Here is a 24,399-nt window from a genome sequence, read left to right as displayed (position 1 = left end):
ATCGACAGTTATTGCGCCGGGGCGGCGACCACCTCTGGCCCGCCTCGACGTTCATTCAGGGCGTACCCCGTCATCGCCAGCACCGCGATAGCCCCAGGAATGGCAAAGGCCATGAAGTTCAGGTGCAGGGGCAACTCAATGCCCATCAGTGCGCCGCCCAACAGCGGGCCTACGATGGCGCCTGTACGGCCAATGCCGGATGCCCAGCCAAGGCCAGTGGCTCGAATGTTCAGGCCATAGAGTTGTGCGGCACCGGCGTACAGCAGGATCTGTGTGCCGATGGTGGTGGCGCCCGCAAAAAAGATCAGCAGATACAAGACCGGCATCGGGCTATTGATCCCCAGCAGGCTGATGGAAACCAGCGCGGCGATGAAGAAGCCGATCACCACCTTCACCAGGTTAAGCCGGTCACACAGCCAACCGCCGACGAGCGCCCCGGCAATGCCACCAAAGTTCAGCGCCAGCAGGAAGGACAGGCTCGACCCCAGGCTGTAACCGGCGCCCGCCATCAGCTTGGGCAGCCAGGAACTCAAGGCGTAAACCATCAACAGGCAGCAGAAAAACGCGACCCAGATCGCCGCCGTCCTCAAGCCCAGGCCATGGCGGAACAACTCCAACACTGAGGCGCCCTTGCCTTTACCGGCGCTGACGAGCAGTTGGTCTTCCGGGTCGATCCGGGTCTCCGGCGACAGGCGCTTGAGCAGAGCGCGCGCCTGCTCCTGTCGGCCCTGACGGATAAGGAACCCGATGGATTCGGGCAGCCAATACACAATCAATGGCATGAGCAGCAGCGGGATGGCCGCCGCGAAGAACATGGACGGCCAACCGAAACGCGGCAACATGAAAATCCCGACCCCGGCCGAGAGCATGCCGCCCAGCGAATAACCGCCAAAAATCACTGCCATCAGGATGCTGCGCATTTTCTTCGGCGCGGATTCAGTAATCAGCGCGGCCGCGTTGGGCATCAGCCCGCCGCAGCCAAGCCCGGCGATAAACCGGCAGATACCAAATTCAGTCGGGCTGCTGGCAAAACCGTTAATCACCGTGGCGACGCTGAACAACGCAAAGCAGATGGCGATGCCTTTGCGGCGACCAAACTTGTCCGCCAGGCTACCGAAGATCAGCGCTCCGAACATCATGCCAAACAGGGCGTAACTGCCCAGCGCGCCGGCCTGTAAGGGCGTCAGCCCCCATTCCTTCATGATCGATGGCAAGACCACGCCATAGATAAACAAGTCATACCCGTCAAAGACCAACAGCAAGGCACACAGGCTGACTACCAACCAGTGGAAACGGTTGAAACGGGCGTTGTCGATAATCGAATTAACGTCATGGGTACGCATGGCAATGCTCTCTTTATTGTTGTTGTGAGTCAGTGTCTGCAGGTACAGCGATGGGTCAGCCGAGGTCGCCGCCTCCTACCGGCAAGGTGACGCCCGTGATGTAAGAAGCCTCATCGGAGGCGAGAAACAGAATCGCGCCGGCTTGTTCGTCGATGCTGCCGTAGCGCTTCATCGGGCTGCTGTCGAGGGTCTGGTCAACGATCTGTTGGTACCAGACGCGCTCCTGATCGCTCTGGGGCTGGCTGTTGCGCGGGATCCGGCGCGGTGGTGCTTCGGTGCCGCCGGGCGCGGTGGCGTTGATGCGGATGCCGCTACCGGCGGTCTCCAGGGCCAGGCATGCGGTCAGGGCGTTCACGCCGCCCTTGGCCGCGCCATACGGTACGCGGTTCACCCCACGGGTGGCGACGGACGAGACATTGACGATGGCGCCGCTGCCCTGCTCCAGCATGTAGGGCAGCACGCAATGGCAGCACCACAGCGTCGGAAACAGCGAACGACGCAGTTCAGCCTCGATTTCGTTCTCGGCGTAATGTTCGAACGGCTTGGCCCAGATGGTCCCGCCGACGTTGTTGACCAGAATGTCGATACGCCCGAATCGCGCCTTGGCGGCGGCCATCACACGCGCGCATTCGGCGTGCTGTTCAAGGTCGGCAGTCAGGACCAGCGCCCGCTCATGCTGCAACTCATGCACGAGCTCCGAGCGGTCGACCGCCACCAGCCAGGCGCCCTCTTCCCGCAAACGCTCGGCGACACGCCGGCCGATGCCCTGGGCGGCGCCGGTCACCAGCGCGACCTTGGTGTTGAAACGTGGGTTCATGGTGTTTTCCTCAAGCGGCGTCGCCGGTAACGATGGCGTTGGGCGTGAACTTCTCGTAATGGAAGCTGGCGGGCGTTACGCCCTGGTTCTTGAAGTGTTGGCGTACTGCGTCGACCATCGGCGGCGGCCCGCACAGGTACACATCCACGTCGCCGTCGTTCAGCACGTCAGCGGCCATGTGTTGGGTGACGTAGCCCTGCTGCGGGTGCGCGGTCTGAGGGTCGGCCACGCAGGTGACAAAACTGAAATTGGGCAGGCGTTTGGCGAAGGCTTCCAGCACCTCGACCATCACCAGGTCCTGATCCCGCGTCACGCCGTAGATCAGCCTGACCGGCCGGGTTTCCCCACGTTCGGCCAGCACTTCTAGCATCGACAGGAACGGCGCCAACCCGGTGCCGCCCGCCAGCAACAGCAATGGCCGCGCCACTTCACGCAGGTAGAAACTGCCCAGTGGCCCGGTCATCGGTACGGCGTCGCCCGGCCGAGCGCGGTCCAGCCAGCCACTCATCAGCCCGCCGGGCACATGCTTGATCAGGAAGCTGGCGTGTTTGTCGCCGGGCTTGCTGCTGAAGGAATACGAGCGGGTCTGCCCGGTGTCGGGCACGCCGATATTCACGTATTGGCCCGGCAGGAACACCGGCGCCTGGTCCAGCTCGAAACTCACCTCCAGGGCGGCATCGGCATGCCGGGTAATGCTCGCCACCGTCGCGGCAAACTGCGCGGTGCCGGTCTTGCACGCACCGGACGGCACCGGCACGGCAATCACGCAATCAGATTGCGGCACCATTTGGCAGGTCAGCACCTGGCGCTCGCCGGCTTCATCCTCGCTCAAGGCGTCTTCGATATAGTCGTCGCCCAAGTCATAGGCGCCGGTTTCACAGCGGCATTTGCAGGTGCCGCACACGCCGTCCGAGCAGTCCATGGGCAGGTTGATACGTTGGCGAAAGGCCGCGTCGAGGACCTTTTCACCCACCTTGCAGTCGATGAAACGGGTTACCCCGTCCTCGAAGTTCAGGGCAATGGAGTACGTCATGGGCGTGTCCTCAGATGTGGTAGATATCGATGACCTGATGGATGTAGTCGTTTTTCAGCACCACCTTCTTGCGCGTGATCAGCGGCTGTTCGGCGCGGATGTCCAGGCGATAGAACGAGGTGCCGAAGTACGTATCCGTGGTCTTGTAGCGATGGCTGAGGGTTTGCCAGTTGAAACGCAGTTCCACGTATTGACCGTCATCGGCCAGCACTTCGAGGTTGGTGATCAGGTGCGCTGTACGCGGCTCCGGGGTGCTGGCGCTGGAGCGCTCGGTCTTGATCCGGAACACGCGGTCTTCCAGGCCGTCGCGGCTGGGGTAATAGATCAGCGAAATTTCGCTCTGGGGGTCTTCGGTCAGGGTGTCGTGGTCGTCCCAGGCCGGCATCCAGTACTCGACCTTGGGTGAATAACATTCGAGCCATTCGTCCCATTGGCGGTCATCCAGCAGGCGCGCTTCGCGGTACAGAAAGTCCAGCAGGCGGTCGCGGGAAGCACTCATGACAGCACCTCCTTGTCCGTGGCGATCAAGCCTTGCTGCTCGCGCGCGATCGCCTGTTGCAGGCTCTGGGCCCAATGGGCGTGCTGGCGCACGAACAGCCCTTCGTCCTCGGTTTTGACGCCGCTGAGCTGCGGGTTCATGCCCATGGCCTTGGCATTTTCGTCGGCGCCTTCCACCCACTGTTTGGCGCCGCGGCTGAGGTCATTCCACAAGGTGGTCGCGCCCTGGTAGCCGGTCTGGCAGGCGCGGAACTCCTCCAGGTCGTCCGGCGTACCCATGCCGCTGACGTTGAAGAAGTCTTCGTACTGGCGAATGCGCGTGGTGCGTTCCTGGGCACTTTCGCCCTTGGGCGCCATGCAGTAAATCGTGACTTCGGTCTTGTCGACGGCGATCGGGCGCACTACGCGGATCTGCGTGGAGAACTGGTCCATCAGGTACACATTCGGGTAGAGGCACAGGTTGCGGGTTTGATCGACGATAAAGTCCGCACGCTCCTGGCCCAGGCGCTCGGCCAGCGCTTCACGGTGAGCATGCACCGGGCGCACTTCGGGGTTGAGCAGGCGCGTCCAGAGCAGAATATGCCCGTGCTCGAAGGCATAGACGCCACCCAGGCTTTTCGACCAGCCATTGGCGTCGACGGTGCGCGTGCCTTCGGCTTCGTAGTTGCGGCGGCCCATGGTCGCCGAGTAGTTCCAGTGCACGGAGCTGACATGATAACCATCGGCGCCGTTTTCGATCTGCAGCTTCCAGTTGCCGTCATACACATACGACGAACTGCCCCGCAGCACTTCCAGGCCCAGCGGTGCCTGGTCGACCATCTGGTCGATGATCACCCGGGTTTCCCCCAGGTAGTCGCTGAGTCCCGGCACCGTCTCGCTGAGGCTGCCGAACAGAAAGCCGCGATAATTTTCGAAACGGCCAAGGCGCTTGAGGTCGTGGGAGCCGTCACAGTCGAAGCTGTCGGGATACGCGCCGGTCTTGGCGTCTTTCACTTTGAGCAGCTTGCCGGCGTTGCTGAAGGTCCAGCCGTGGAACGGGCAGGTAAACGAGCCTTTGTTGCCTTGTTTACGGCGGCAGAGCATGGCGCCACGGTGGGCGCAGGCGTTGACCAGGCCGTGCAGCGTGCCTTGTTTGTCACGGGTGATGACCACGGGTTGGCGGCCGATCCAGGTGGTGAAGTAGTCGTTGATTTCTGGCACCTGGCTTTCGTGTGCCAGGTAGACCCAACCGCCTTCGAAAATGTGCTTCATCTCCAGGGCAAACAGGTCGGGGTCGGTAAAGATGTCGCGGCGGCAGCGGAACACCCCGGTGGCGGGATCTTCCTGGACGGAGTCGCGCAATTGTCGGGCGAGTCGGTCGAATGTGCTGATCATGGGGTAGGCCCTCGGTTGTTCTTGTATCAGGCCCCCCCACCTTATGTGCTTGCCCTACCCCTCAATATCCGCTGACTGCAATTCGCTATCCGCCTGGCGCAAGCCGGCGCTTCCACGTCTGCGAGGGCAACTCGCCAAAGCGTTTTCGATAGGCCTCGGAGAAACGCCCGAGGTGCACAAACCCGTGATCCAGCGCCACCTCGGTGACGCTGCGCGCCGTGGCCAGTTGCAGCATGGTGTGCACCCGCTCCAGCTTGCGTTGGCGCATGTAGTCCCGGGGCGACAGGCCGACCTGGCGTTCAAACAAGGTATACAGCGACCGCTCGCTGACCCTGGCGATGGCCATCAATTGTTCGACGCTGATGTCATCCGTCAGGTGCTCCTCGATAAACTGGCGCACCGCTTCAAAGCCCCCGCCTTGATCAGGCCGCGGGATCACCCGCAGGACGTTACTGGCCAGCAGCGCCAATAACTTATTGGCCACGATGCGCTCGTACAGGCCCTGCACTTCCGGTTCGGCGGCGTTTTCGGCCTCGTGGCAGATCAGCCCCAGCAGTTGCAGAAACCCGCCCATTTCAGTCAGCGCATGGCGCGGCGCCGCGAAACGGATGCCCTGCTGCGGCAACGTCCAGTGCTGCTCCAGGCAGGCGTTTTCCAGCAGGCGCACCGGCACTTTGATGATGAATTTTTCGCAGTCGGCGGAATAGGTCAGGTCCACCGGGTCATCCGGGTTGATCAGCAGCACTTCCCCCGGGCCGAGCACCTGCTCTTCGCCACGGGAGTTCGAGCGGCAGTGGCCGTGCAGCAGGATTTGCAGGTGGTAGATGGTTTGCAGCGCCACCGACGTCACCCGCACCGGCGCACCGTAGCTGATACGGCACAGGTCCAGGCTGGAAAAGGTCCGATGGCTGATGCTCGCCTGTGGGCGGCCCTTGGGCGGCAGGCGGATACAGTGGCTGCCTACGTGCTGGTTGACGTAGTCGGACACGGCATAGGCATCTGCACGATCGAAAATCTGGCTGCGCTCACTCAATAGCACGGTCATGGTTGCGCCTTTTATTGTTATGGGCCCTGCGTGTGTACTTCACCGCAGAGTGCTGCGGGGGACGCAAACCGTCCAATATTCAATAGGTGTTGCTTCATACCCCGAAGGTATCGTGGGTTCACTTGCGTTGCAGTACCGACTCCCCGGCCTGGGGCGGCAAGCGCAGGTTATCCAGCAACGCCACGCCGGCAATCACCGCTACCAACAGAAACGTCAGCTGGAAATCGGCGGTGGCGGCCTGCCCGGTATTGCCGTGAAAATTCATGGCAAAACGTAACAACAGCGCGCCAATCGCCACGCCCATGGCCATGCTCAGCTGGAAAAACATACTGAACAAGGTTGAAGCATCGCTCATCTGCGCCTTGGGTATATCGGCAAACCCGAGGGTGTTGAACAAGGTGAACTGCATGGAGCGTGACAGGCCGCCCACGAACAGAATGAACAGGATCAGCGCCCAGCTCATGCGCTCATCCAGCAACGCACAGGCGGCAATCGCCAGTACGCCAAGGATGCCGTTGATCATCAACACCGGACGAAAACCCCAACGCTGCATCACCCAGGTGGTGAACGGCTTCATCGCCAGATTGCCGGCAAATACCGCGAGCACCAGCAATCCCGCATCGAAGGCCGAGAGACCGAACGCCAGTTGAAACATCAACGGCAGCAGGAACGGCAAGGTGCTGATGGCCACCCGAAAAATCGACCCGCCACACAGGCACACACTGAAGGTGCGCACGCTCACCACACCCAACGCCAGTAACGGCTGGGCATGCCGGCGCATATGGCGCCAGGCAAAGGCACCGAGCATCACGCCTGCGCCACTGAGCAACAGGCCCTGCAACAGGCTGCCACGGCTTTGCCCGAGCAGTTCGACACCGTACAACAGCGCCGCGCTGGCGACGCCCACCAGCAGGAAACCGCTGAAATCGAAAGTGCGGGCAGTGACCTCGTCGTGCTTGGGGATCAATACCAGCGTGGCGATCAACGCCAGCAGACCCAGCGGCAGGTTGAGGTAGAAAATCCACGGCCAGGACGCGTGGGTGACGATAAACCCGCCCACCGGCGGCCCGAGTATCGGCGCCACCAGCCCGGGCCAAGTGATAAATGAAATTGCCCGCACCAGGTCTTTTTTCTCGGTGCTACGCAGCACCGCCAGGCGCCCCACCGGCACCATCATCGCCCCGCTGATGCCCTGCAACACGCGCGCAGCGACGAAGGTTTCGAGGCTGTCACTCCAGCCGCACAGCAATGACGAGACGCTGAACAGCACAATCGCCGAACCGAATACCCGCCGCGACCCAAAGCGGTCGGCCAGCCAGCCGCTGATGGGAATACACACCGCAACGGCGAGCATGTAGGCGCTCATGCCGATGTTCACGTCCACCGCGCCCACCCCGAAGGTTTTGGCGATGTCCGGCAACGCAGTAGCGATCACCGTGGCGTCCAGGTTCTCCATGAAAAAGGTGACGGCGACCAACAAGGCAATCAAGGTTGAGCGGCGTTGGGAGATCGACGTCATTGCTGTTCACTCAGGGTTTCGTCGCAGCACTTTATCAATAAGTGCGTGCGTGATGCCCCCCAATATTCCCGCCCAACAACGTAGCCGTCGGTAACGATTCGCACCGATCTGGTGTGTGCACTTCCATAAAACCCCCTCGCCCCCCGTAAAAGCGCGGCAAAGAACCTTAATAGTCGTACTTGGCACGATAAACGCTTAACTATCAAAACCAGATTGTTGAACAATCCAAATCCCAACAACCGGGACCAAGGGCACCGCGTGAGCCCAAGGAGCGCCAACGTGAGCCAAGCCAAGGAACCCAGCCTGTCGCTGGCCGACCAGGTTGCCATCGAACTGCGTGAAGACATCATCGGCGGCCGCCTGCTGCCCGGCATGCCGCTGGTGGAGAGCGAGCTGGTGAACGCCTATAACGCCTCACGCAACACCGTGCGTGAAGCCTTGCATCACCTGGGCCGCGAAGGCCTGACCAGTTACGTGCGCAACAAAGGCGTGATCGTGCGCCGGCTCGGGGTGGATGAAGTGCGCGACCTCTTCAAGGTGCGGCGCACCCTGGAGCTGCAGGCCATCGCCGCCAGCAAGCCGCTGCGCGAGTACCAGTCCGACCTGATGCTGGCAGCCATCGAGGCCGCGCAACTGGCCCAGGACCGCGAGAATTGGCAAGCCTTCGGCACCCACAGCCTGCGCTTTCACCAACACATCGTCGGGCTGATGCGCAGCCCGTTGCTGGACGAATTCTTTACCCATATTGCAGCCCAGATGCGCCTGGTGTTTTCCAACGCCCCCAGCGAGGAAGCCTTCCAGAAACCCTGGCTGGAGCGCGACCGGCAGATTCACGACTTGCTGGTTGACGGCCACAAACAAGCCGCCGGGGAAGCCCTGGCCAGCTACCTCAATGACTCCGAATCGCTGCTGCTGGAGATCCTGAGCAGCATTCCAAAACCCTGAAGCGAGGACCTACCATGTACAAGGACTATCCAGCGGCCTACCAAGTCAGCAAAGGCGCTGCCTTGCAGGTCGACAAAGCCTTTTATGACCGCGTGCGCGAGTCCCGGGACGGCCGCACCCTGATCGAACAATTTGAAGTGCCGATTCGCACCGGCCGCGCCTGGAAGGTGCCAGCCGGCCATGTGTTCCGCGTGACTACGCCAGTGGGCCCGCAGGTCGGCGATTTCAACGTGTGGAGTGCCAACGACCCCCGCGAACGCATGTGGGCATCGCGTACTCGCCAACTGCAAGGCGCTCACGTCACTACCTATGACCGCCTGTGGTCGAACCTGCCGTTTTTGCGGCCGATGGTCACCATCACCGACGACAGCCTGGCCGACTACGGCATCGACGAACACGGCGGGCGCCTGCACGATTTGCTCGGCACGCGCTGCGACCCTTACGTGAACAAGATGCTCACCGGCGAAGACTTCCACCACCACTGCCACTCCAACCTGACTCGGGCCGTGCTGCCCCACGGCCTGACCGAGTTCGACGTGCATGACGTGCTGAATATCTTCCAGTGCACCGGCCTGAATCACGACGACATGTACTTCATGAAAGCCTGCCCGGCCAAACAGGGCGACTATCTGGAGTTTTTTGCCGAAATCGACCTGCTGTGCGCCCTCTCCACCTGCCCGGGTGGCGACCTGTCGCTGCCGATGTGGGGCCCGGACGCCGAAGACCCGCTGAAGGTCTGCCGCCCATTGGGCGTTGAGATCTACCGCCTCGACGACGCGCTGCTGGAAGGCTGGAAACAGCCCGAACGCGCCGCCTATAACGGCAACCATGGCCTGTTGATCCCCAAGGCTGACTGGGAAAAGTAACCGCCAGATTGACACCTGGGGCGCCGCGCCTCAGGTGTTCTGCGCGATCCTGCGACTGATGAAACTGAAAGCCAACACGACAAAAATCAGCACGCCGGTTGCGACCTGTTGCCAGTAAAAATTCCAGCCGATCAACAACAAGCCGTTGGCGATCACATTGATAAACAGCACACCCAGCAGCGTGCCCGGGATATTCGCCCGGCCCTGGGGATTCAACGTGGTGCCGATAAACACCGCACCAATCGCATTCAGCAGGAACGCGTTGCCCGACAGCGGCACATAAGCGCTCACCGTCGAACTGAGCAGAATCCCCGCCACCCCACACGCCAGCGCGGCAGCCAATACTGTGGTGGTGACAATGTGCCGTACCGATAACCCTGAGTAATACGCCAGCAGCGGCTGAGTGCCCTGGGCCAGCAGTTCGCGCCCCAGGCGTCCACGGGCCAGCAACAGGCCGTAGACCACGGCCAATACCAGCACGATCAACAACGGCAACGGCACGCCCAACGGGCTGAAACTCGCCAGTTCCGGCTTGAAACCCTGGGCGATGTAGATCGGCTGGCCGCCGTCCGAGAGCAACTGCTGGGCACTGGTGCCGATAAACAAGGTGCCGAGGGTCGCCAGGAACGGGCTGATCCGCAGACCCGCGATCAAGCCGGCATTGAACAGTCCTACCAGCAGCCCGGCGGCCAACGCGCCAGCGATCGCAACACCCAACCCGTGCCCGGCATTCAGCAGCACTACAAAGCTGAAACTGGCGAAATCCAGCGCGGTGCCCACCGACAGGTCGATGCCACCGGCCGCCACCGCGTAGGTCATGCCGATGGCGACAATCGCCAGCAGCACGAAGTTGTTCAGCACCAGGCTTTTGAGATTACCGCCACTGAGGAACCCGGGTGCCTGCCAGGCAAACACCACGACGATGGCCACAAACACCAGCGGTAACGTCAGGGGCAACAGTGAACGCCACCTGCCACCACGTGCTTGTAGCGTCGATACCTGAATCATGAAGGCTCTCCCCGGTTCAATGCGCTGGAAGCCGCGACCACCAGCAAAATCAGCACGCCCTGCACACCATTGACCCAGAAGCTCGACAGGTTGAGCAGTTGAAACCCATTGATCAAAAAGCCGATCAGCAAGGTCGCCAGCAAGGTGCCGGGGATGCTTGCCACCAGCCGCCTGGAAAACACCACGCCGAGAAAGGCAATCGCCACTACCGATAGCAGCATGTCGCCGGAGCCGGTGGTGCTGCCGCTGAAAAATGCCGCTGAACACAAAGCCGCCACGGCGGCACACAACCCCGACAACAGATAGCTGGAAAGCACATACGCTGGCACCCGAATGCCCGCAGCCTCAGCGGCGTGCGGGTATTCCCCGACGGCATGCAGGCGCAGGCCATACGCCGTGTGCTGGATCAACAGCGTCAGTACGAAGGCCGTCGCCAGCAACACCCAGGCGAGTGCCGGCACTGCCAGCCAGGTCCCGCCGCTGAGCAAGTCGAGCAACGGTGAGTCGGTGGAGACCACGGTGTTTTCGGTCAGGACCAACTCCAGGCCGGCCAGAACATTCATGCTTGCCAGGGTCGCGAGCAACGGTGGCAAACGCAGTACCACCACGGCCAGGCCATTGAGCAGGCCGACCGCCAGGCCACAGCCCAAGGTCAGCAGCAGGCTGGCCCAAAGGTCGAGACCGGCATTATTGAGTCGGCTGAACACCGCAGCGCACAACCCCAGATTGGCCGCCAGCGACAGGTCCAGCCCGCCGGCGACGACATTGGAACCGCCGCCGATGATCACGCAGGTCAGGCCGAAGGCAAGCACCCCCAGGATTGCCGACTGGCTGAACACATTGGCGATATTGCCCACCGACAGGAAGTTTGGCGCGGCCACGGCAAACCCCAGCAGGATCGCCAGGAACACCCCCACCGAACCGCGCCGTAACAACAGCACCCACAACCGTTGGGACAAACCCGGCGCAGCCGTTTCAAGCAGGGACATACGCCACCTCCCGATTCACCGGCACGGATACCGTGGGCGGCACAGCTCCCGTGGCACACGCCAGCAGTTGATCGCTGTCCGCCTCACCGGCCAGGAACTCACCGGCAATCTCGCCTCGATGCAACACCAGGATGCGGTCGCAAATTCCCAGCAGCTCGGGCAAGTCCGAAGACAGCACCAGCACCGCAGCCCCCTCTTCCACCAGGCGCCCGACCAGGCGATAGATCTCGACTTTGGCGCCGACATCCACGCCCACGCACGGCTCATCCAACAGGTACACCGCCGAGCGTCGACTGAGCCATTTGCCCAAGGCAACCTTTTGCTGGTTGCCCCCGCTGAGTTGGCTGACCGCGGCCTGCGGACCTGGCGCCTTGATTGCCAGTTCGTCGATCAGGCGCAGGCTTTCGGCCTGTTCCTGGCGCTTGTTCAGCAAGCCCCAACGGCTGAACCGCGCCAGCCCGGCCAGCGTGAGGTTTTCCAGCACCGAGAGCAGCGGTGAAATCCCTTGGCTGCGGCGCTCTTCCGGCACCAGGGCAATCCCTTGAGCGATGGCGTCGCCGGGTGAACGCAGGCGCAACAAGCGGCCTTCCAGATGGATGCTGCCGCTGTCGGCACGCGCTACACCAAACAGGGTCCTGAGCAAGTCTTTGGCGCCCGACCCGACCAGCCCGGTCAGGCCGACGATTTCGCCCCGGCGCAGCTCCAGGTCGATCTCCCGGTAGCGCCGGGCCAGGCTCAACGAGCGCACCTGCAGCAACGGTTCACCCAGTTCGACCTGAGCCTTGGGATACATGTCCTGCACCTCACGGTTGACCATCAACCGCGCAATCTGCGCGCTGGAGGTATGCCGTGGCTCCATCACCGCCACATCACGACCATTGCGCAACACCGTCACCTCATCGCAAAGGCTGTCGATTTCTTGCAGGTAATGGGAAATGTAGAGGATTGATAAACCCTGGTCCCGCAGGCGCTTGACGATCCGCAGCAACTGATCGACCTCGCGCTTGACCAACGCCACGCTGGGCTCGTCGAACACCAGGATTTTCGGCTGGCGAATCAGCGCCCGGGTGATTTGCAGCACCTGACGCTCGGCGCTGTTGAGCTCGCCTACCAACGCGTCGGCCGGCAGTTGCAGCTCAAAATATTCCGCCAGCAAGCGCTCAGACTCACGCTGCTGCCGACGCCGGTCCACAAACGGACCACGGCGTAATTCGTGCCCGAAAAACAGCGCCTCGCCCACGGTAAAACTCGCTGGCAACAGCCGCTCCTGATGAATGAACTGCACGCCCAGCGCATCCACCTGGCGCGGGGACAGCGCGGCATACGCCTGGCCGTCAATGCTCACCTGCCCCGAGTCCGCCTTGTGGATCCCCGCCAGGACCTTGATCAAGGTCGACTTGCCGGCACCGTTCTCACCCACCAGGCCGTGAATGGTGCCGCGCTCGACTTTCAGGCTCGCATCATCCAGCGCCAGGGTGGCGCCGAAACGTTTGTGCAGGTGCTGCAAGTGCAATGCAGCCATTAATCACCCCGCAGTTGCTGAACCTGCGCCAGGTTGGCAGCCGTGGTCAGCAGCGTCGCGACGTGAGTTTCCTTGGGCAGGTCGCGCTGCCCGGCCAGGTAGCGGGCCACGTTCTGCACCGCGGTCTTGCCGATCAGCGCCGGCTGCTGGGCGACCACTGCGCCCACCGGTGAATTGGCCTGGCCGAGCAGCTCCAGCACTTCAGGCGTGCCGTCCACACCATAAGTCTTGATCTCGGTGCGCTTGGCATCGATCAACGCCTTGCTCGCCCCCAGTTGCGGAATGTCCCACGCCGCCCAGATCGCCGAGACGCTGCCGGCCGGGTACTTGTTGAGCAACGCGGACACTTGGGAATACGCATCCTGCACGGTGTTGGGGATCACATCCCGCAACTCCGGCTCGATGATTTCCAGTTGTGGGTGATCCTTGAGCGCCAGCTTCAACTGGTCATAGCGAATCGCGCACACCGGCACGCCGTAGAAGCCATTGAACACCAGGATCTTGCCCTTGCCGCCGGCGTCCTTGATCAGTTGATCGGCCAGGGCCTTGCCGGTGGCGACGTTATCCGAGGTGGTGTTGTTGAGGCTGTACTGCGAAGGCGCATCGATGGTGAACAGCGGGATGCCGGCCTTGCTGATGCGCTTGAGCCACGGGTCGATCACGCTGAGGGTGCCGAGGGTCTGGATCACCGCATCGGGTTTCTGGGTGACCACGGTTTGCAGTTGGGTCACCAGGTTCTTGTCATTGCGCCCGGCGTCGAGGGTGATCGGCGTGCCGCCGAGGCGCTTGATCTCGTCGACCTGGGCCTGGAACGCCTTGATATCGAAATAGTGACTGGTGCCGGTCATGCTCACGGCAATGCGCTTGCCGGCCAGGGACGGCACCGCGTCATCGCCCTCGGCGGCCTGGGACAGGGTGGCGTGGCCCAGCAACAACGCTGCGCCAAGCAAGATGGAACGTGAACGCGAGAAAAAAGTGCAAGGCATACAGGGCTCCGCTGAGCGACGAGTGAAAGGGTTCACCTGTGTGCATTGCAGAGCCCATGCCATAAATTATTTTCAATAAAATCAATCGGATAAAAACAATAGGCGATGTTGTACTGTCTCGAGCAAACCAAAACTGTCCGACTGCTGTTGCACAGCCAACAGTTGCACGCACCCAAGACTGTCGGACGCTACACGATCATTCAATATCCGGCGGGCCGTCGGGCCTACCTTAAGGCTCCAATGTCCTGAAACCCTGGAACCTACAATGCCTGCTACCCAAGCGTCGACGAATTACACTTCGATCAACTTCGCCCAGAAATATGCCCTGTTCAGCGAGCAATGGGCGCCCAAGGTCGTCGCGCAGATGAACGACTACCAGTTCAAGGTGGTAAAGATTGAAGGTGACTTTATCTGGCACGACCATGCCGACACCGATGAAACCTTTATCGTCCTGGAAGGCACCCTGCGCATCGACTTCCGCGACGGCGCCGTGACCATCGGGCAAGGGGAAATGTATGTGGTGCCCAAAGGCGTGGAGCACAAGCCGCACGCATTGGGTGAGGTAAAGCTGCTGTTGATCGAGCCCTGCGGTGTGTTGAACACCGGCGCCGAAGGGGGTGAGCGCACGGCGACCAACGACGTGTGGATTTAGCACCGACCGGCGTTACCTGTTTGGGCTAGTCTTTACAGCACTGTTTCTCCAGACCAGGAGCACGTGTGATGAATAGGCAGCTGAAGAAAACCTCAGCCCTCGTGGTGACCCTGATGGCGTTGGTGGGCAACGCCTACGCTGGCACTGCCGCCTGCCCGCCCACCCATGCCCTTAAAGATACGTACAAAAAGACGCCGACCGGCGAAGTGGTTGCCTACACCGCGTCCGGCCCGGACGGTCAGCAATGGACCGGGCAAAACCCGATGGCAGAGCAGAAGGACCTGCACCAGGTCCACTTTGAAAAAGCGGTGATCCAAAGCAGCCAGGGTCAGTCGTCGGTGGCATGCCACTACCTGGATCAGAACCACGAACCGGTGAGCATGACCCTGAAAAACCCGGTCAATGCGAAGCCCGTCGGCAGCGCATGGGCAGGCAACGAATGCACGGTAACCAACCCGGCGCTCTGTACGTTTGAATAGCCAGCATGCCCGACAGTTTATGGGGCGCGCTGTTCCTTGCATCTTGCGCAACAGTCCTTTGTCATCAATAGCATTGATAGCTCCCTAACGAAACCTGCATGCTAGAGGGCTGGCTTTACGCTTATATCATTCCGAATGATAGTTACCTTTGTTTCATTCGATTCGTGAGATAGCACCCTGCCGAGCATGATCCGCCCATCTTAAATACATTGGCGGATGCACCTCATGGAACAGTCTCTCAAACATTTGCGCTATCCCTTGGCCATTTTGGCCGTGATGGTGATGAGCGCCTGCGGCAAAGCGCCGGAACAAGCGGCCGCCATGCCACCCAGCCATGTCAGCGTGGCCAAGGTGCTGGAACAACCGGTCAACGAGTGGGACGAATTCACCGGCCGCCTCGAAGCCCCGGAAACCGTACAGATCCGTCCGCGCGTGTCGGGCCAGATCGATCAGGTAGCCTTCACCGAAGGTGCGCTGGTCAAGAAAGGCGACCTGCTGTTCCAGATCGACCCACGCCCATTCCAGGCTGAAGTGCGCCGCCTCGAAGCACAACTCGCACAAACCAAAGCCGCCGCCACCCGCAGCGATAACGAAGCCCAACGCGGCGAACGCCTGCGCCAGAGCAATGCGATCTCCGCCGAACTGGCCGACTCGCGCACCACCGCCGCCCAGGAAGCCCGCGCCGCCGTCGCCGGGATCCAGGCGCAGTTGGACCTGGCCAAGTTGAACCTGAGTTTCACCCGCGTGACTTCGCCCATCAGCGGCCGTGTCAGCCGTGCCGAGATCACCGCCGGCAACCTGGTGACCGCCGATGTCACCGCGCTGACCAGCGTGGTCTCCACCGACAAGGTCTACGCCTACTTTGACGCCGATGAGCGCGTGTACCTCAAGTACACCGAACTCGCGCGCCAGGGCCGCCGTGGCGCTACCACCCCGGTGTACCTGGGCCTGTCCAATGAAACCGGCAACCCGCACCTGGGCCAGATGAACTTCGTCGACAACCAGGTCAACCCGGCCACCGGCACCATTCGCGGTCGCGCCGTGTTCGATAACAGCAAGGGCGAATACACCCCTGGCCTGTATGCCCGCCTGAAGCTGGTGGGCAGCGGCACCTACTCCGCCGTGCTGATCAGCGACGAAGCCGTGGGCACCGACCTGGGCAAGAAATTCGTACTGGTGATGGACGGCGACAAACCCGCCTATCGCGCCGTGGAACTGGGCCCGAAGATCGAAGGCTTGCGCATCGTGCGCAGCGGCCTGACCAAGGACGACACGATCATCGTCAAGGGCCTGCAGCGCGTTCGCCCGGGATCGCCGGTTGCTCCGGAAACCATCCCGATGGCCAGCAAGGAAACCCTCGCCGCCTTGGCACAACAACGACAAGCGCTTGAAGCCAGCAACCTGGAGCAAGTGGCGCCGGATAAAGCCGCGCCCAAGCTCGCCAGTGTCGCGACTCCACGCGGTTAAGGGATACGACTCAAGATGAATTTTTCCAAGTTCTTCATTTCGCGGCCGATCTTCGCAGCGGTGCTGTCGCTGTTGATCCTGATCGCCGGCGCGATTTCACTGTTCCAGCTACCCATCAGTGAATACCCGGAAGTGGTGCCGCCGACCGTCGTGGTCCGTGCCAACTTCCCGGGCGCCAACCCCAAGGTCATCGGTGAAACCGTGGCCGCGCCTCTGGAGCAAGCCATCACCGGCGTCGAGAACATGCTGTACATGTCCTCGCAGTCGACCGCCGACGGCAAGCTGACCCTGACCATCACCTTCGCCCTGGGCACCGACCTGGACAACGCGCAGGTGCAGGTGCAGAACCGGGTAACCCGGACTCAGCCAAAACTGCCTGAGGAAGTGACGCGCATCGGTATTACCGTGGACAAGGCGTCTCCCGACCTGACCATGGTGGTGCACATCACCTCCCCCGATCAGCGCTACAACATGCTGTACCTGTCCAACTACGCGATCCTGAATATCAAGGATGAGCTGGCACGGCTGGGCGGCGTGGGTGATGTGCAGCTGTTCGGCATGGGCGACTATTCCCTGCGAGTGTGGCTCGATCCGAACAAGACCGCCTCGCGCAACCTGACCGCCACTGATGTGGTGACGGCCATTCGCGAACAGAACCGCCAGGTAGCGGCCGGTGCACTGGGGGCGCAGCCTGCGCCGACTGACACCAGTTTCCAGCTGTCGGTGAATACCCAAGGCCGTCTGGTCACTGAGGAAGAGTTCGAAAACATCGTCATTCGTGCCGGTGACAATGGCGAAATCACGCGATTGAAGGACATCGCGCGGGTTGAGCTGGGTTCCAGCCAATACGCCCTGCGCTCGTTGATCGACAACCAGCCGGCCGTGGCGATCCCGATCTTCCAGCGCCCTGGCTCCAACGCCATCGATATCTCCAATGAAGTGCGCGCCGAAATGGCGGAGCTGAAAAAGAGCTTCCCGGAAGGCATGGATTACCGAATCGCCTATGACCCAACCGTCTTCGTGCGCGGTTCCATCGAAGCCGTGGTTCACACCTTGTTCGAAGCACTGATCCTGGTGGTGCTGGTGGTGATCCTGTTCCTGCAGACCTGGCGCGCTTCGATCATTCCGCTGGTGGCTGTGCCGGTTTCGTTGATCGGTACCTTTGCGGTGATGCACCTGTTTGGCTTCTCGCTCAATGCGCTGTCGCTGTTCGGACTGGTGTTGGCGATTGGTATCGTGGTGGACGACGCCATCGTGGTGGTGGAGAACGTCGAGCGGAACATCGAGCTTGGATTGGAACCGTTCCCGGCCACCGAAAAGGCCATGAGCGAAGTGACCGGCCCGATCATCGCGACCGCGCTGGTACTGTGTGCGGTGTTCATTCCAGCGGCCTTTATCAGCGGCTTGACCGGGCAGTTCTATAAGCAGTTTGCCTTGACCATTGCGATCTCAACGGTGATTTCGGCGTTCAACTCGCTGACCCTGTCGCCCGCACTGGCAGCGGTCTTGCTCAAAGGCCACAACGCCCCGAAAGACGGCTTCTCCAGGTTCCTCGACAAGTTGCTGGGCGGTTGGTTGTTCAAGCCGTTCAACCGTTTCTTCGAGAAGGCCAGCCATGGTTACGTTGGCACGGTACGCCGGGTGATTCGCGGCAGTGGCATCGCGCTGTTCCTGTACGCCGGCCTGATGGTCCTGACCTGGCTGGGCTTTGCCCACACGCCGACCGGTTTCGTACCGGCCCAGGACAAGCAATACCTGGTGGCCTTCGCCCAGTTGCCGGACGCCGCGAGCCTGGACCGCACCGAAGACGTGATCAAACGCATGTCCGACATTGCGATGAAACAGCCCGGCGTGGAAAGCGCGATCGCCTTCCCCGGCTTGTCGATCAACGGTTTTACCAACAGCCCGAACAACGGCATCGTGTTCGTGACCTTGAAGCCGTTCGATGAGCGTAAAGACCCGAGCCTGTCTGCCGGTGCGATTGCCGGTGCACTGAACGGCAAGTACAGCAGCATCCAGGAAGCCTACATGGCGATCTTCCCACCGCCGCCGGTACAGGGCCTGGGTACGATTGGCGGGTTCCGTCTGCAGGTCGAAGACCGTGGCAACCTGGGTTACGACGAGCTGTACAAAGAAGTGCAGAACATCATTACCAAGAGCCGTGGCGTGCCTGAGTTGTTTGGCCTGTTCACCAGTTACACGGTCAACGTGCCCCAGGTCGATGCTGCCATCGACCGCGAAAAGGCCAAGACCCACGGCGTGGCGATCAGTGACATCTTCGACACCCTGCAGATCTACCTGGGTTCGTTGTATGCCAACGACTTCAACCGCTTCGGGCGCACCTATCAGGTCAACGTGCAGGCTGAGCAGCAGTTCCGCCAGGATGAAGACCAGATCGGCCAGCTGAAAGTGCGTAACAACAAAGGCGAGATGATCCCGCTGGCGACCTTCATCAAGGTCAGCGACACCTCGGGCCCGGACCGCGTGATGCACTACAACGGCTTCATCACGGCCGAGATCAACGGCAACGCCGCACCGGGCTACAGCTCCGGCCAGGCCCAGGCGGCGATCGAGAAACTGTTGAAAGACGAACTGCCCAACGGCATGACCTACGAGTGGACCGACCTGACCTATCAGCAAATCCTCTCGGGCAACACCGCGCTGTTCGTGTTCCCGCTCTGCGTATTGCTGGCGTTCCTGGTACTGGCCGCCCAATACGAAAGCTGGAGCCTGCCACTGGCGGTGATCCTGATCGTACCGATGACCCTGCTGTCGGCCATCACCGGGGTGATTATCTCTGGCAGCGACAACAACATCTTTACCCAGATCGGCCTGATCGTACTGGTGGGCCTGGCCTGTAAGAACGCGATTCTGATCGTCGAGTTCGCCAAGGATAAACAGCAGGAAGGCCTCGACCCGCTCGCTGCGGTACTGGAAGCCTGCCGTCTGCGTCTGCGGCCGATCCTGATGACCTCGTTCGCCTTCATCATGGGTGTGGTGCCTCTGGTGTTGTCCAGCGGTGCCGGTGCCGAGATGCGTCACGCGATGGGTGTGGCGGTGTTCTCCGGGATGATCGGCGTGACCTTCTTCGGTCTGCTGCTGACGCCAGTGTTCTATGTACTGATCCGCCGGTTTGTTGAACGCGGTGAGGCGCGCAAAGCGGCCAAGGCCTTGAAGCTGGAGACACAGCAATGAGCGTGAAAGTATTTTTGCCGAGCTTGCTGGTACTGGCGCTGAGCGCCTGTGCCGTGGGCCCTGACTATAAAACCCAGCCACTGGAGGCGGCCAACGTAACGGCCGCCGCCGACGCCAAGCAGTACGACCACGCGAAGTTCGAAGGCATCTGGTGGCAGCAGTTCGAGGACCCGACCCTTAACCAGTTGGTGACTCAATCCCTGAACGGTAACCGTGACCTGCGGGTGGCATTTGCCCGCCTGCGGGCAGCCCGGGCGATTCGTGACGACGCTGCCAATGACGTGATGCCGGTGATCACCAGCCGCGCCAGCAGCGACGTGGGCAAAGGCCAGATTCCGGGCCAGACCACCAAGCGCGTCAACAGCGAGCGTTATGACCTGGGCCTGGACATGGCCTGGGAAGTGGACTTGTTCGGGCGGATCCGCCGCAACCTCGAGGCCAGCGATGCTGACCAACAGGTTGCCGAGGCCGACCTGTATCAACTGCAAGTCACGATGATTGCCGAGCTGGTGGACGCTTACGGTCAACTGCGAGGCGCGCAACTGCGCGAGAAAATCGCGGTGGCCAACCTGAAGAACCAGGAGGATTCGCGCGGCATCACGGTCAGCCTGCGGGATGCCGGCGTGGGCGATCAGCTCGATGTGGTGCGTGCCGATGCGCGGCTGGCGGCTGTAGAGGCCAGTGTGCCGCAACTGCAGGCCGAGGAAGTTCGCGAGCGTAATCGCATCGCTACCCTGCTCGGTGAGCGTCCGGACAAGTTGAGCGTGGATTTGAGCCCGAAAGATTTGCCGGCGATTGCCAAGGCGTTGCCGATTGGTGATCCGGGGCAACTGTTGCAGCGTCGTCCGGACATTCTCAGTGCCGAGCGTAAGTTGGCAGCGGCCACGGCGCGGATTGGGGTGGCCAAGGCTGATCTGTTTCCACGGGTGAGCCTCAGTGGGTTCCTCGGGTTTACCGCTGGGCGGGGTTCGCAGATTGGGTCGGCGGCGGCGAATGCCTGGTCCCTTGGTCCGAGCATTACCTGGGCGGCGTTTGACCTGGGCAGTGTGCGGGCAAGGTTGCGTGGTGCGGATGCCGAGGCGGATGGCGCGTTGGCGAGCTATGAGCAGCAGGTGTTGCTGGCGCTGGAAGAATCGGAGAATGCCTTCAGTGATTACGGCAAACGCCAGCAGCGGTTGGTTTCGCTGATTCGTCAGAGTGAGTCGAGTCGGGCGGCTGCCGACCTGGCAGAGATTCGTTACCGCGAAGGGACGGTGGATTTCCTGGTGTTGCTGGACGCGCAGCGTGAGCGTTTGGCTGCCGAGGATTCGCAGGCCCAGGCCGAGGTGGATCTGTATCGGGGGATTGTCGCGATTTACAAGGCGTTGGGGGGTGGGTGGCAGCCGAGTACCACCATCGCCAGTGCCAAGTGATGTGATTTAAAGAGCTCCTTTGGTTGGTCGCATCCAGCCAATTTTTAGCCTCGCGCCGTCATTCGGTCGCGGGGCTTTTTTTTGCTCGTTTGGGTTGTGTGTATATCCGTTATTTGGGTGATGGCTTGTATTGGTTCCGCTCTTACAGCGGCTCACTTTTGAAGAGCGCAAAAGTAAGCAAAACGCTCTTGCCCCACCACTCGGCACCTCGCTTGGGCTCGGTGTGCCCTCACTCCGGCTTTGGAGCGTGGGCCGCCGCGATGGGCCATCCTTGGCCCAGCGCGGCTAACCCGGCGTCCTGCCGGGTTACCCACGCTCCAAAGCCTACGTTCGGCCAGCGTGGTTTAACGGGGCGCCTAAGATCAAGATCAAAAGCAGATCAACAGCACAGCGGCCTACAGGCCGGCTTGAGTGTGGTGAAGCAACAGCAAAATCAGAAGCTTAAGCGGGCACGGTCCAAATGTGGGAGCGGGCTTGCTCGCGAAGGTCGTTAACGATGACGTTGGCATCCTGAATGAACGCGGCGGTCTCAGTTTTTTCGCGAGCAAGCTCGCTCCTACAGGTTCGGCGTTTCGCTCAGTACGGGCCAGGAAGCGCTTGAGTGCTTCTGTCATTCGGTCGCGGCGCTTTTTTTGGGCAACAAGCGGCTCAGCGCCACTTGAAGACCTCCCAGGCCACATCGACTATCGTCCGAGGCCCCGCCTGCGAAGGCTTGCACACCCTCTCAAATACTCGCAGCGGCTCACCGCCCTGATCATGGCGAGCTAACAGGAAGTTGGGAGCCGAGCGACGAGGCGCCGAGCGTTTGCCGATGATCCGCACTGCAACCGTTTCCTTGATCAACCCGTCACCGGCCCGCTCCACGGCCTCATTGATCGCAGCGATATTGGCTTCAAACAGCGGGCGGTTGTTTCGGGCCTGGTCCATCAACGCGGCAACAAACAAGGTGGAGTCGGCATTGTGCGTCTGCGGGTGGCGGGCGAACAGGCTCACCGTGTCATCCACAATATCCGGGCTGAGGTACCGGAAGTCGTCCTTGAGCGTCGACTTGCCCAGGTTCAACAAATCCACAATGTCTTCCCGGGCACCTCGCAGCTTACCGGCGTAGACAAAATCTTCATCCGCCGGCATGCCATGGCTCATCTCGTGGATCAGTGTATTGGCAAGGGTGTCATCGCTGCTGCCCATGTCCCGGTAGTATTCCAGTGCCCCGTCGATATTCACTTCAATGTACTTGGCCTTGGGGTCGCCTGCCTTGTAGGCGTGGTAGACAGAGGGTTGCAGTTGGGCCGACCAACCGGCCCCCTCGTCCTTCAGGAATTCGATGTTATCGACGTGCAATCGATCAAGGTCAGCCTTCATCAGCTGTTGCTTGCGTTGCAGGGCCTGCAGACTTTCAGGCGTGTCGGATCCATAAAACAGCTTGCACACACGCTTGGCATCCTCACTGCGGCCAGGATCGGTAACCGCGCGAATGGCTTCGTCGAGTTTTTTGCGCGCAATCGGCAGTGAGCGCTGGATGGCCTTGCGTGCCTGCTCGTCGGGCGATATGGGCGGTAACGACTTCGGCAGCACAGGCCCGGCAACGCTCGCCGGTTGTTTGCCCGGGAGGCTCTTCTGGGAAGAGGTTGCTGCACTGGTTTTTTGCGGGTCTACCATGACCTCGCCCAGCGAGGTTCTACGCATTTGCATGGGCGTGGTGTTTGGTTTCCCGTATCCGGCACCGGGACGGAGCCGCGGTTTGATGACCTTGCCCAGCAACTGGTCGACGATACGGGGCGCCTTGGCCTGGGCTTCACCGTTGATGAAGCGGTAATAGCTCAAGGCGGGTGCAATGCTTTTGAACGGGTAATTCAGGCCTTTTGCAAGTTTCCTGGCCAAGGGAAAGGCCTGGAAGGCACCCGTCATTGCCGCCGCCACAATAGCCTCCCGAAGATAGGCGGCGGACTCCTGCGGGCGGTCGCTGATGCCCGCCTGGCCCAGGCTGGCAGCCGCATACGCGCCGCCCAGGCCGAGTCCAGAAGCCAAGGCAAACAATTGGGAACCGGTTCCGAATGAGGCAAACATGGCCGCCGTGGAGTACAGCGTCAGTATCGCCTTGCTGATCTCAAGGGCTTCCAGGCCGTATCGCTCCAGGTCCGTGAACACCAAGGTGTCGATATCCGACTTCAGGCGCTGCATGAAGCCGTCGTACAGGGTCGCGGTCAAGTTGCCGACGCTGGAGCGTGGAGTGGAACGAAAACGGTTTGTGCGTCACCTGGCCGCCGCTGAGCGGAATACCCATCGAAGGAAAACCAAACTGCGATTTTCTGCTGATGGAAAAGGCGTCGGTCTGATCCTTGTATCGAAATTGCTCATAGACGGGCAGTTTGGACAACGCCCACTTTTTAAACTCGGGTGTGAGTGGATAGACCGGTACCCGCTCGTGTTTCTGTACACCGTAATGCAGGTAATGGTTGGTGGTGGTGCCGATATGAAACTGCTTGTTATCGTCGACACTGAACAGTATCCCGCCCTCGCCCATGGGTATCAGAAACACGCCGTTCAGTGTCACGCCATGAAACTTGACCTCGCTTGCCTGCTGCCGGCCACTGAGAAAACCCGCCACCGCATGGAACTCCGGGGAGTTGGGCGCCGCCTTGGACAGGTACTCCAGGCAGCGCAGCATGATTTCACTTTCATACAGGGACGTCATGCCGTCCTTGTTGGCCGCGTCGGCTTGATAGGCCGCCAACGCAGCACTCATTTGCCCTTGCAACTGCGTACTGGTCAGATGCTCAATCAGCGCCGGTTGTTCGTAGCCAACAACCTTATAGCGAACACCCAGTGGGCCCTCCATTGCCCTGATGACATGCTGGTAGGTGCCGGTCACGATTTCCCTCAGGGTGAACGACTGGCTTTGACGAACCGGCTGGCGGATGTGCAAGTTGGGGCTGTCGGGGACATTCGGCGCATAGTCGACCCGGATCCGACTGTCGGGGGACAGCCCGGTTTTTTTCCCGGTACGGGCTTCGAACTCGATAATGCCTTGCTTGATCTTCTCTTCAATGAACGCGCCGGGCTGTAATACCGGGGCGTACAGCTTAAGGCGTTGCTTGACGGCCTCCTTGACCATCTGCCTGAACAGCCGCCCCGGCGGGACCGGTTGTGGCACCGCCTGTGTGTCGCTGGGCGTGTCGACGGAAGCACTGGTGCGTATGTCGTGGTTGTAGTGGACAGGTACGACGGCTGGCGTTATCGATGACATGG

The 24,399-nt window shown here is 61.1% G+C and carries 20 protein-coding genes; 7 read left to right on the top strand and 13 right to left on the bottom strand.

Annotation, left to right across the window (positions count from 1 at the left end):
- Positions 1–8: 8 nt before the first annotated feature.
- The 7 genes from ACA046_RS16050 to ACA046_RS16020 form a co-directional block, all read right to left on the bottom strand.
- Positions 9–1,343, bottom strand: coding sequence for an MFS transporter (locus tag ACA046_RS16050; protein WP_497677019.1), 1,335 nt, complete (start codon positions 1,341–1,343; stop codon positions 9–11).
- Between the two features lie 55 nt (positions 1,344–1,398).
- Positions 1,399–2,160 (bottom strand): 1,6-dihydroxycyclohexa-2,4-diene-1-carboxylate dehydrogenase, encoded by a 762-nt coding sequence (locus ACA046_RS16045; protein ID WP_497677018.1) that lies wholly within the window; start codon positions 2,158–2,160, stop codon positions 1,399–1,401.
- Positions 2,161–2,170: 10 nt separating this feature from the next.
- Complete coding sequence (gene benC / locus ACA046_RS16040; RefSeq protein ID WP_497677017.1) at positions 2,171–3,193, bottom strand: benzoate 1,2-dioxygenase electron transfer component BenC; 1,023 nt, start codon at positions 3,191–3,193, stop codon at positions 2,171–2,173.
- Positions 3,194–3,203: 10 nt separating this feature from the next.
- Positions 3,204–3,692 (bottom strand): benzoate 1,2-dioxygenase small subunit, encoded by a 489-nt coding sequence (gene benB / locus ACA046_RS16035; RefSeq protein WP_322144997.1) that lies wholly within the window; start codon positions 3,690–3,692, stop codon positions 3,204–3,206.
- On the bottom strand, positions 3,689–5,065 hold the full coding sequence (locus ACA046_RS16030; protein ID WP_497677016.1) for a Rieske 2Fe-2S domain-containing protein: 1,377 nt from the start codon (positions 5,063–5,065) through the stop codon (positions 3,689–3,691). Before ACA046_RS16030 ends, benB begins: the two co-directional genes overlap by 4 nt.
- An 85-nt stretch (positions 5,066–5,150) precedes the next feature.
- Positions 5,151–6,110, bottom strand: coding sequence for an AraC family transcriptional regulator (locus ACA046_RS16025; protein WP_497677015.1), 960 nt, complete (start codon positions 6,108–6,110; stop codon positions 5,151–5,153).
- Between the two features lie 118 nt (positions 6,111–6,228).
- Positions 6,229–7,629 (bottom strand): DHA2 family efflux MFS transporter permease subunit, encoded by a 1,401-nt coding sequence (locus ACA046_RS16020; protein WP_497677014.1) that lies wholly within the window; start codon positions 7,627–7,629, stop codon positions 6,229–6,231.
- 279 nt (positions 7,630–7,908) lie between these two features.
- Between ACA046_RS16020 and ACA046_RS16015 the strand changes: the two genes are divergently transcribed.
- Together ACA046_RS16015 and ACA046_RS16010 are read left to right on the top strand one after the other, a co-directional pair.
- Entirely contained in the window at positions 7,909–8,574 is a 666-nt protein-coding gene (locus ACA046_RS16015) for a GntR family transcriptional regulator (protein WP_497677013.1), read from the top strand.
- 14 nt (positions 8,575–8,588) lie between these two features.
- Complete coding sequence (locus ACA046_RS16010; protein ID WP_177084923.1) at positions 8,589–9,440, top strand: urea carboxylase-associated family protein; 852 nt, start codon at positions 8,589–8,591, stop codon at positions 9,438–9,440.
- Between the two features lie 30 nt (positions 9,441–9,470).
- Here ACA046_RS16010 and ACA046_RS16005 read toward each other — a convergent pair whose 3' ends face one another.
- From ACA046_RS16005 to ACA046_RS15990, 4 genes are read right to left on the bottom strand one after another with little or no spacing between them, the layout of a single operon-like run.
- A complete protein-coding gene (locus ACA046_RS16005; protein ID WP_497677012.1) occupies positions 9,471–10,448 on the bottom strand; it encodes an ABC transporter permease in 978 nt (325 codons plus the stop codon).
- Positions 10,445–11,437 carry an ABC transporter permease gene (locus ACA046_RS16000; RefSeq protein ID WP_497677011.1) on the bottom strand — a complete coding sequence of 331 codons (993 nt, stop codon included), beginning with the start codon at positions 11,435–11,437 and terminating at the stop codon, positions 10,445–10,447. Before ACA046_RS16000 ends, ACA046_RS16005 begins: the two co-directional genes overlap by 4 nt.
- On the bottom strand, positions 11,424–12,959 hold the full coding sequence (locus ACA046_RS15995; protein ID WP_497677010.1) for a sugar ABC transporter ATP-binding protein: 1,536 nt from the start codon (positions 12,957–12,959) through the stop codon (positions 11,424–11,426). The genes ACA046_RS16000 and ACA046_RS15995 overlap by 14 nt, the downstream gene beginning before the upstream one ends.
- Entirely contained in the window at positions 12,959–13,945 is a 987-nt protein-coding gene (locus ACA046_RS15990; RefSeq protein ID WP_497677009.1) for a sugar ABC transporter substrate-binding protein, read from the bottom strand. The genes ACA046_RS15995 and ACA046_RS15990 overlap by 1 nt, the downstream gene beginning before the upstream one ends.
- A gap of 265 nt (positions 13,946–14,210) precedes the next feature.
- Between ACA046_RS15990 and ACA046_RS15985 the strand changes: the two genes are divergently transcribed.
- From ACA046_RS15985 to ACA046_RS15965, 5 genes are all read left to right on the top strand, one after another.
- The gene (locus tag ACA046_RS15985) at positions 14,211–14,597 is read left to right on the top strand and encodes a cupin domain-containing protein (RefSeq protein ID WP_497677008.1); all 387 of its coding nucleotides are present in this window, start codon (positions 14,211–14,213) and stop codon (positions 14,595–14,597) included.
- 68 nt (positions 14,598–14,665) lie between these two features.
- Entirely contained in the window at positions 14,666–15,076 is a 411-nt protein-coding gene (locus ACA046_RS15980; RefSeq protein WP_497677007.1) for a hypothetical protein, read from the top strand.
- Between the two features lie 225 nt (positions 15,077–15,301).
- Positions 15,302–16,543 (top strand): multidrug efflux RND transporter periplasmic adaptor subunit MexE, encoded by a 1,242-nt coding sequence (gene mexE, locus ACA046_RS15975; RefSeq protein WP_445575117.1) that lies wholly within the window; start codon positions 15,302–15,304, stop codon positions 16,541–16,543.
- A 15-nt stretch (positions 16,544–16,558) separates the two neighbouring features.
- Positions 16,559–19,738 carry an efflux RND transporter permease subunit gene (locus tag ACA046_RS15970; protein ID WP_497677006.1) on the top strand — a complete coding sequence of 1,060 codons (3,180 nt, stop codon included), beginning with the start codon at positions 16,559–16,561 and terminating at the stop codon, positions 19,736–19,738.
- Positions 19,735–21,150: an efflux transporter outer membrane subunit gene (locus ACA046_RS15965; RefSeq protein ID WP_076013564.1), complete on the top strand. Its 1,416-nt coding sequence runs from the start codon at positions 19,735–19,737 to the stop codon at positions 21,148–21,150. Before ACA046_RS15970 ends, ACA046_RS15965 begins: the two co-directional genes overlap by 4 nt.
- 648 nt (positions 21,151–21,798) lie before the next feature.
- Here the strand turns inward: ACA046_RS15965 and ACA046_RS15960 are convergent.
- The gene (locus ACA046_RS15960; RefSeq protein WP_497677005.1) at positions 21,799–23,358 is read right to left on the bottom strand and encodes a M35 family metalloendopeptidase; all 1,560 of its coding nucleotides are present in this window, start codon (positions 23,356–23,358) and stop codon (positions 21,799–21,801) included.
- The gene (locus tag ACA046_RS15955; RefSeq protein ID WP_497677004.1) at positions 23,258–24,397 is read right to left on the bottom strand and encodes a hypothetical protein; all 1,140 of its coding nucleotides are present in this window, start codon (positions 24,395–24,397) and stop codon (positions 23,258–23,260) included. Before ACA046_RS15955 ends, ACA046_RS15960 begins: the two co-directional genes overlap by 101 nt.
- Positions 24,398–24,399: the final 2 nt, after the last annotated feature.

The organism is Pseudomonas sp. LBUM1641 (assembly GCF_059716235.1).
Note: the sequence above shows the minus strand (reverse complement) of the source record. Positions and strands in the feature narration are given on the sequence as shown.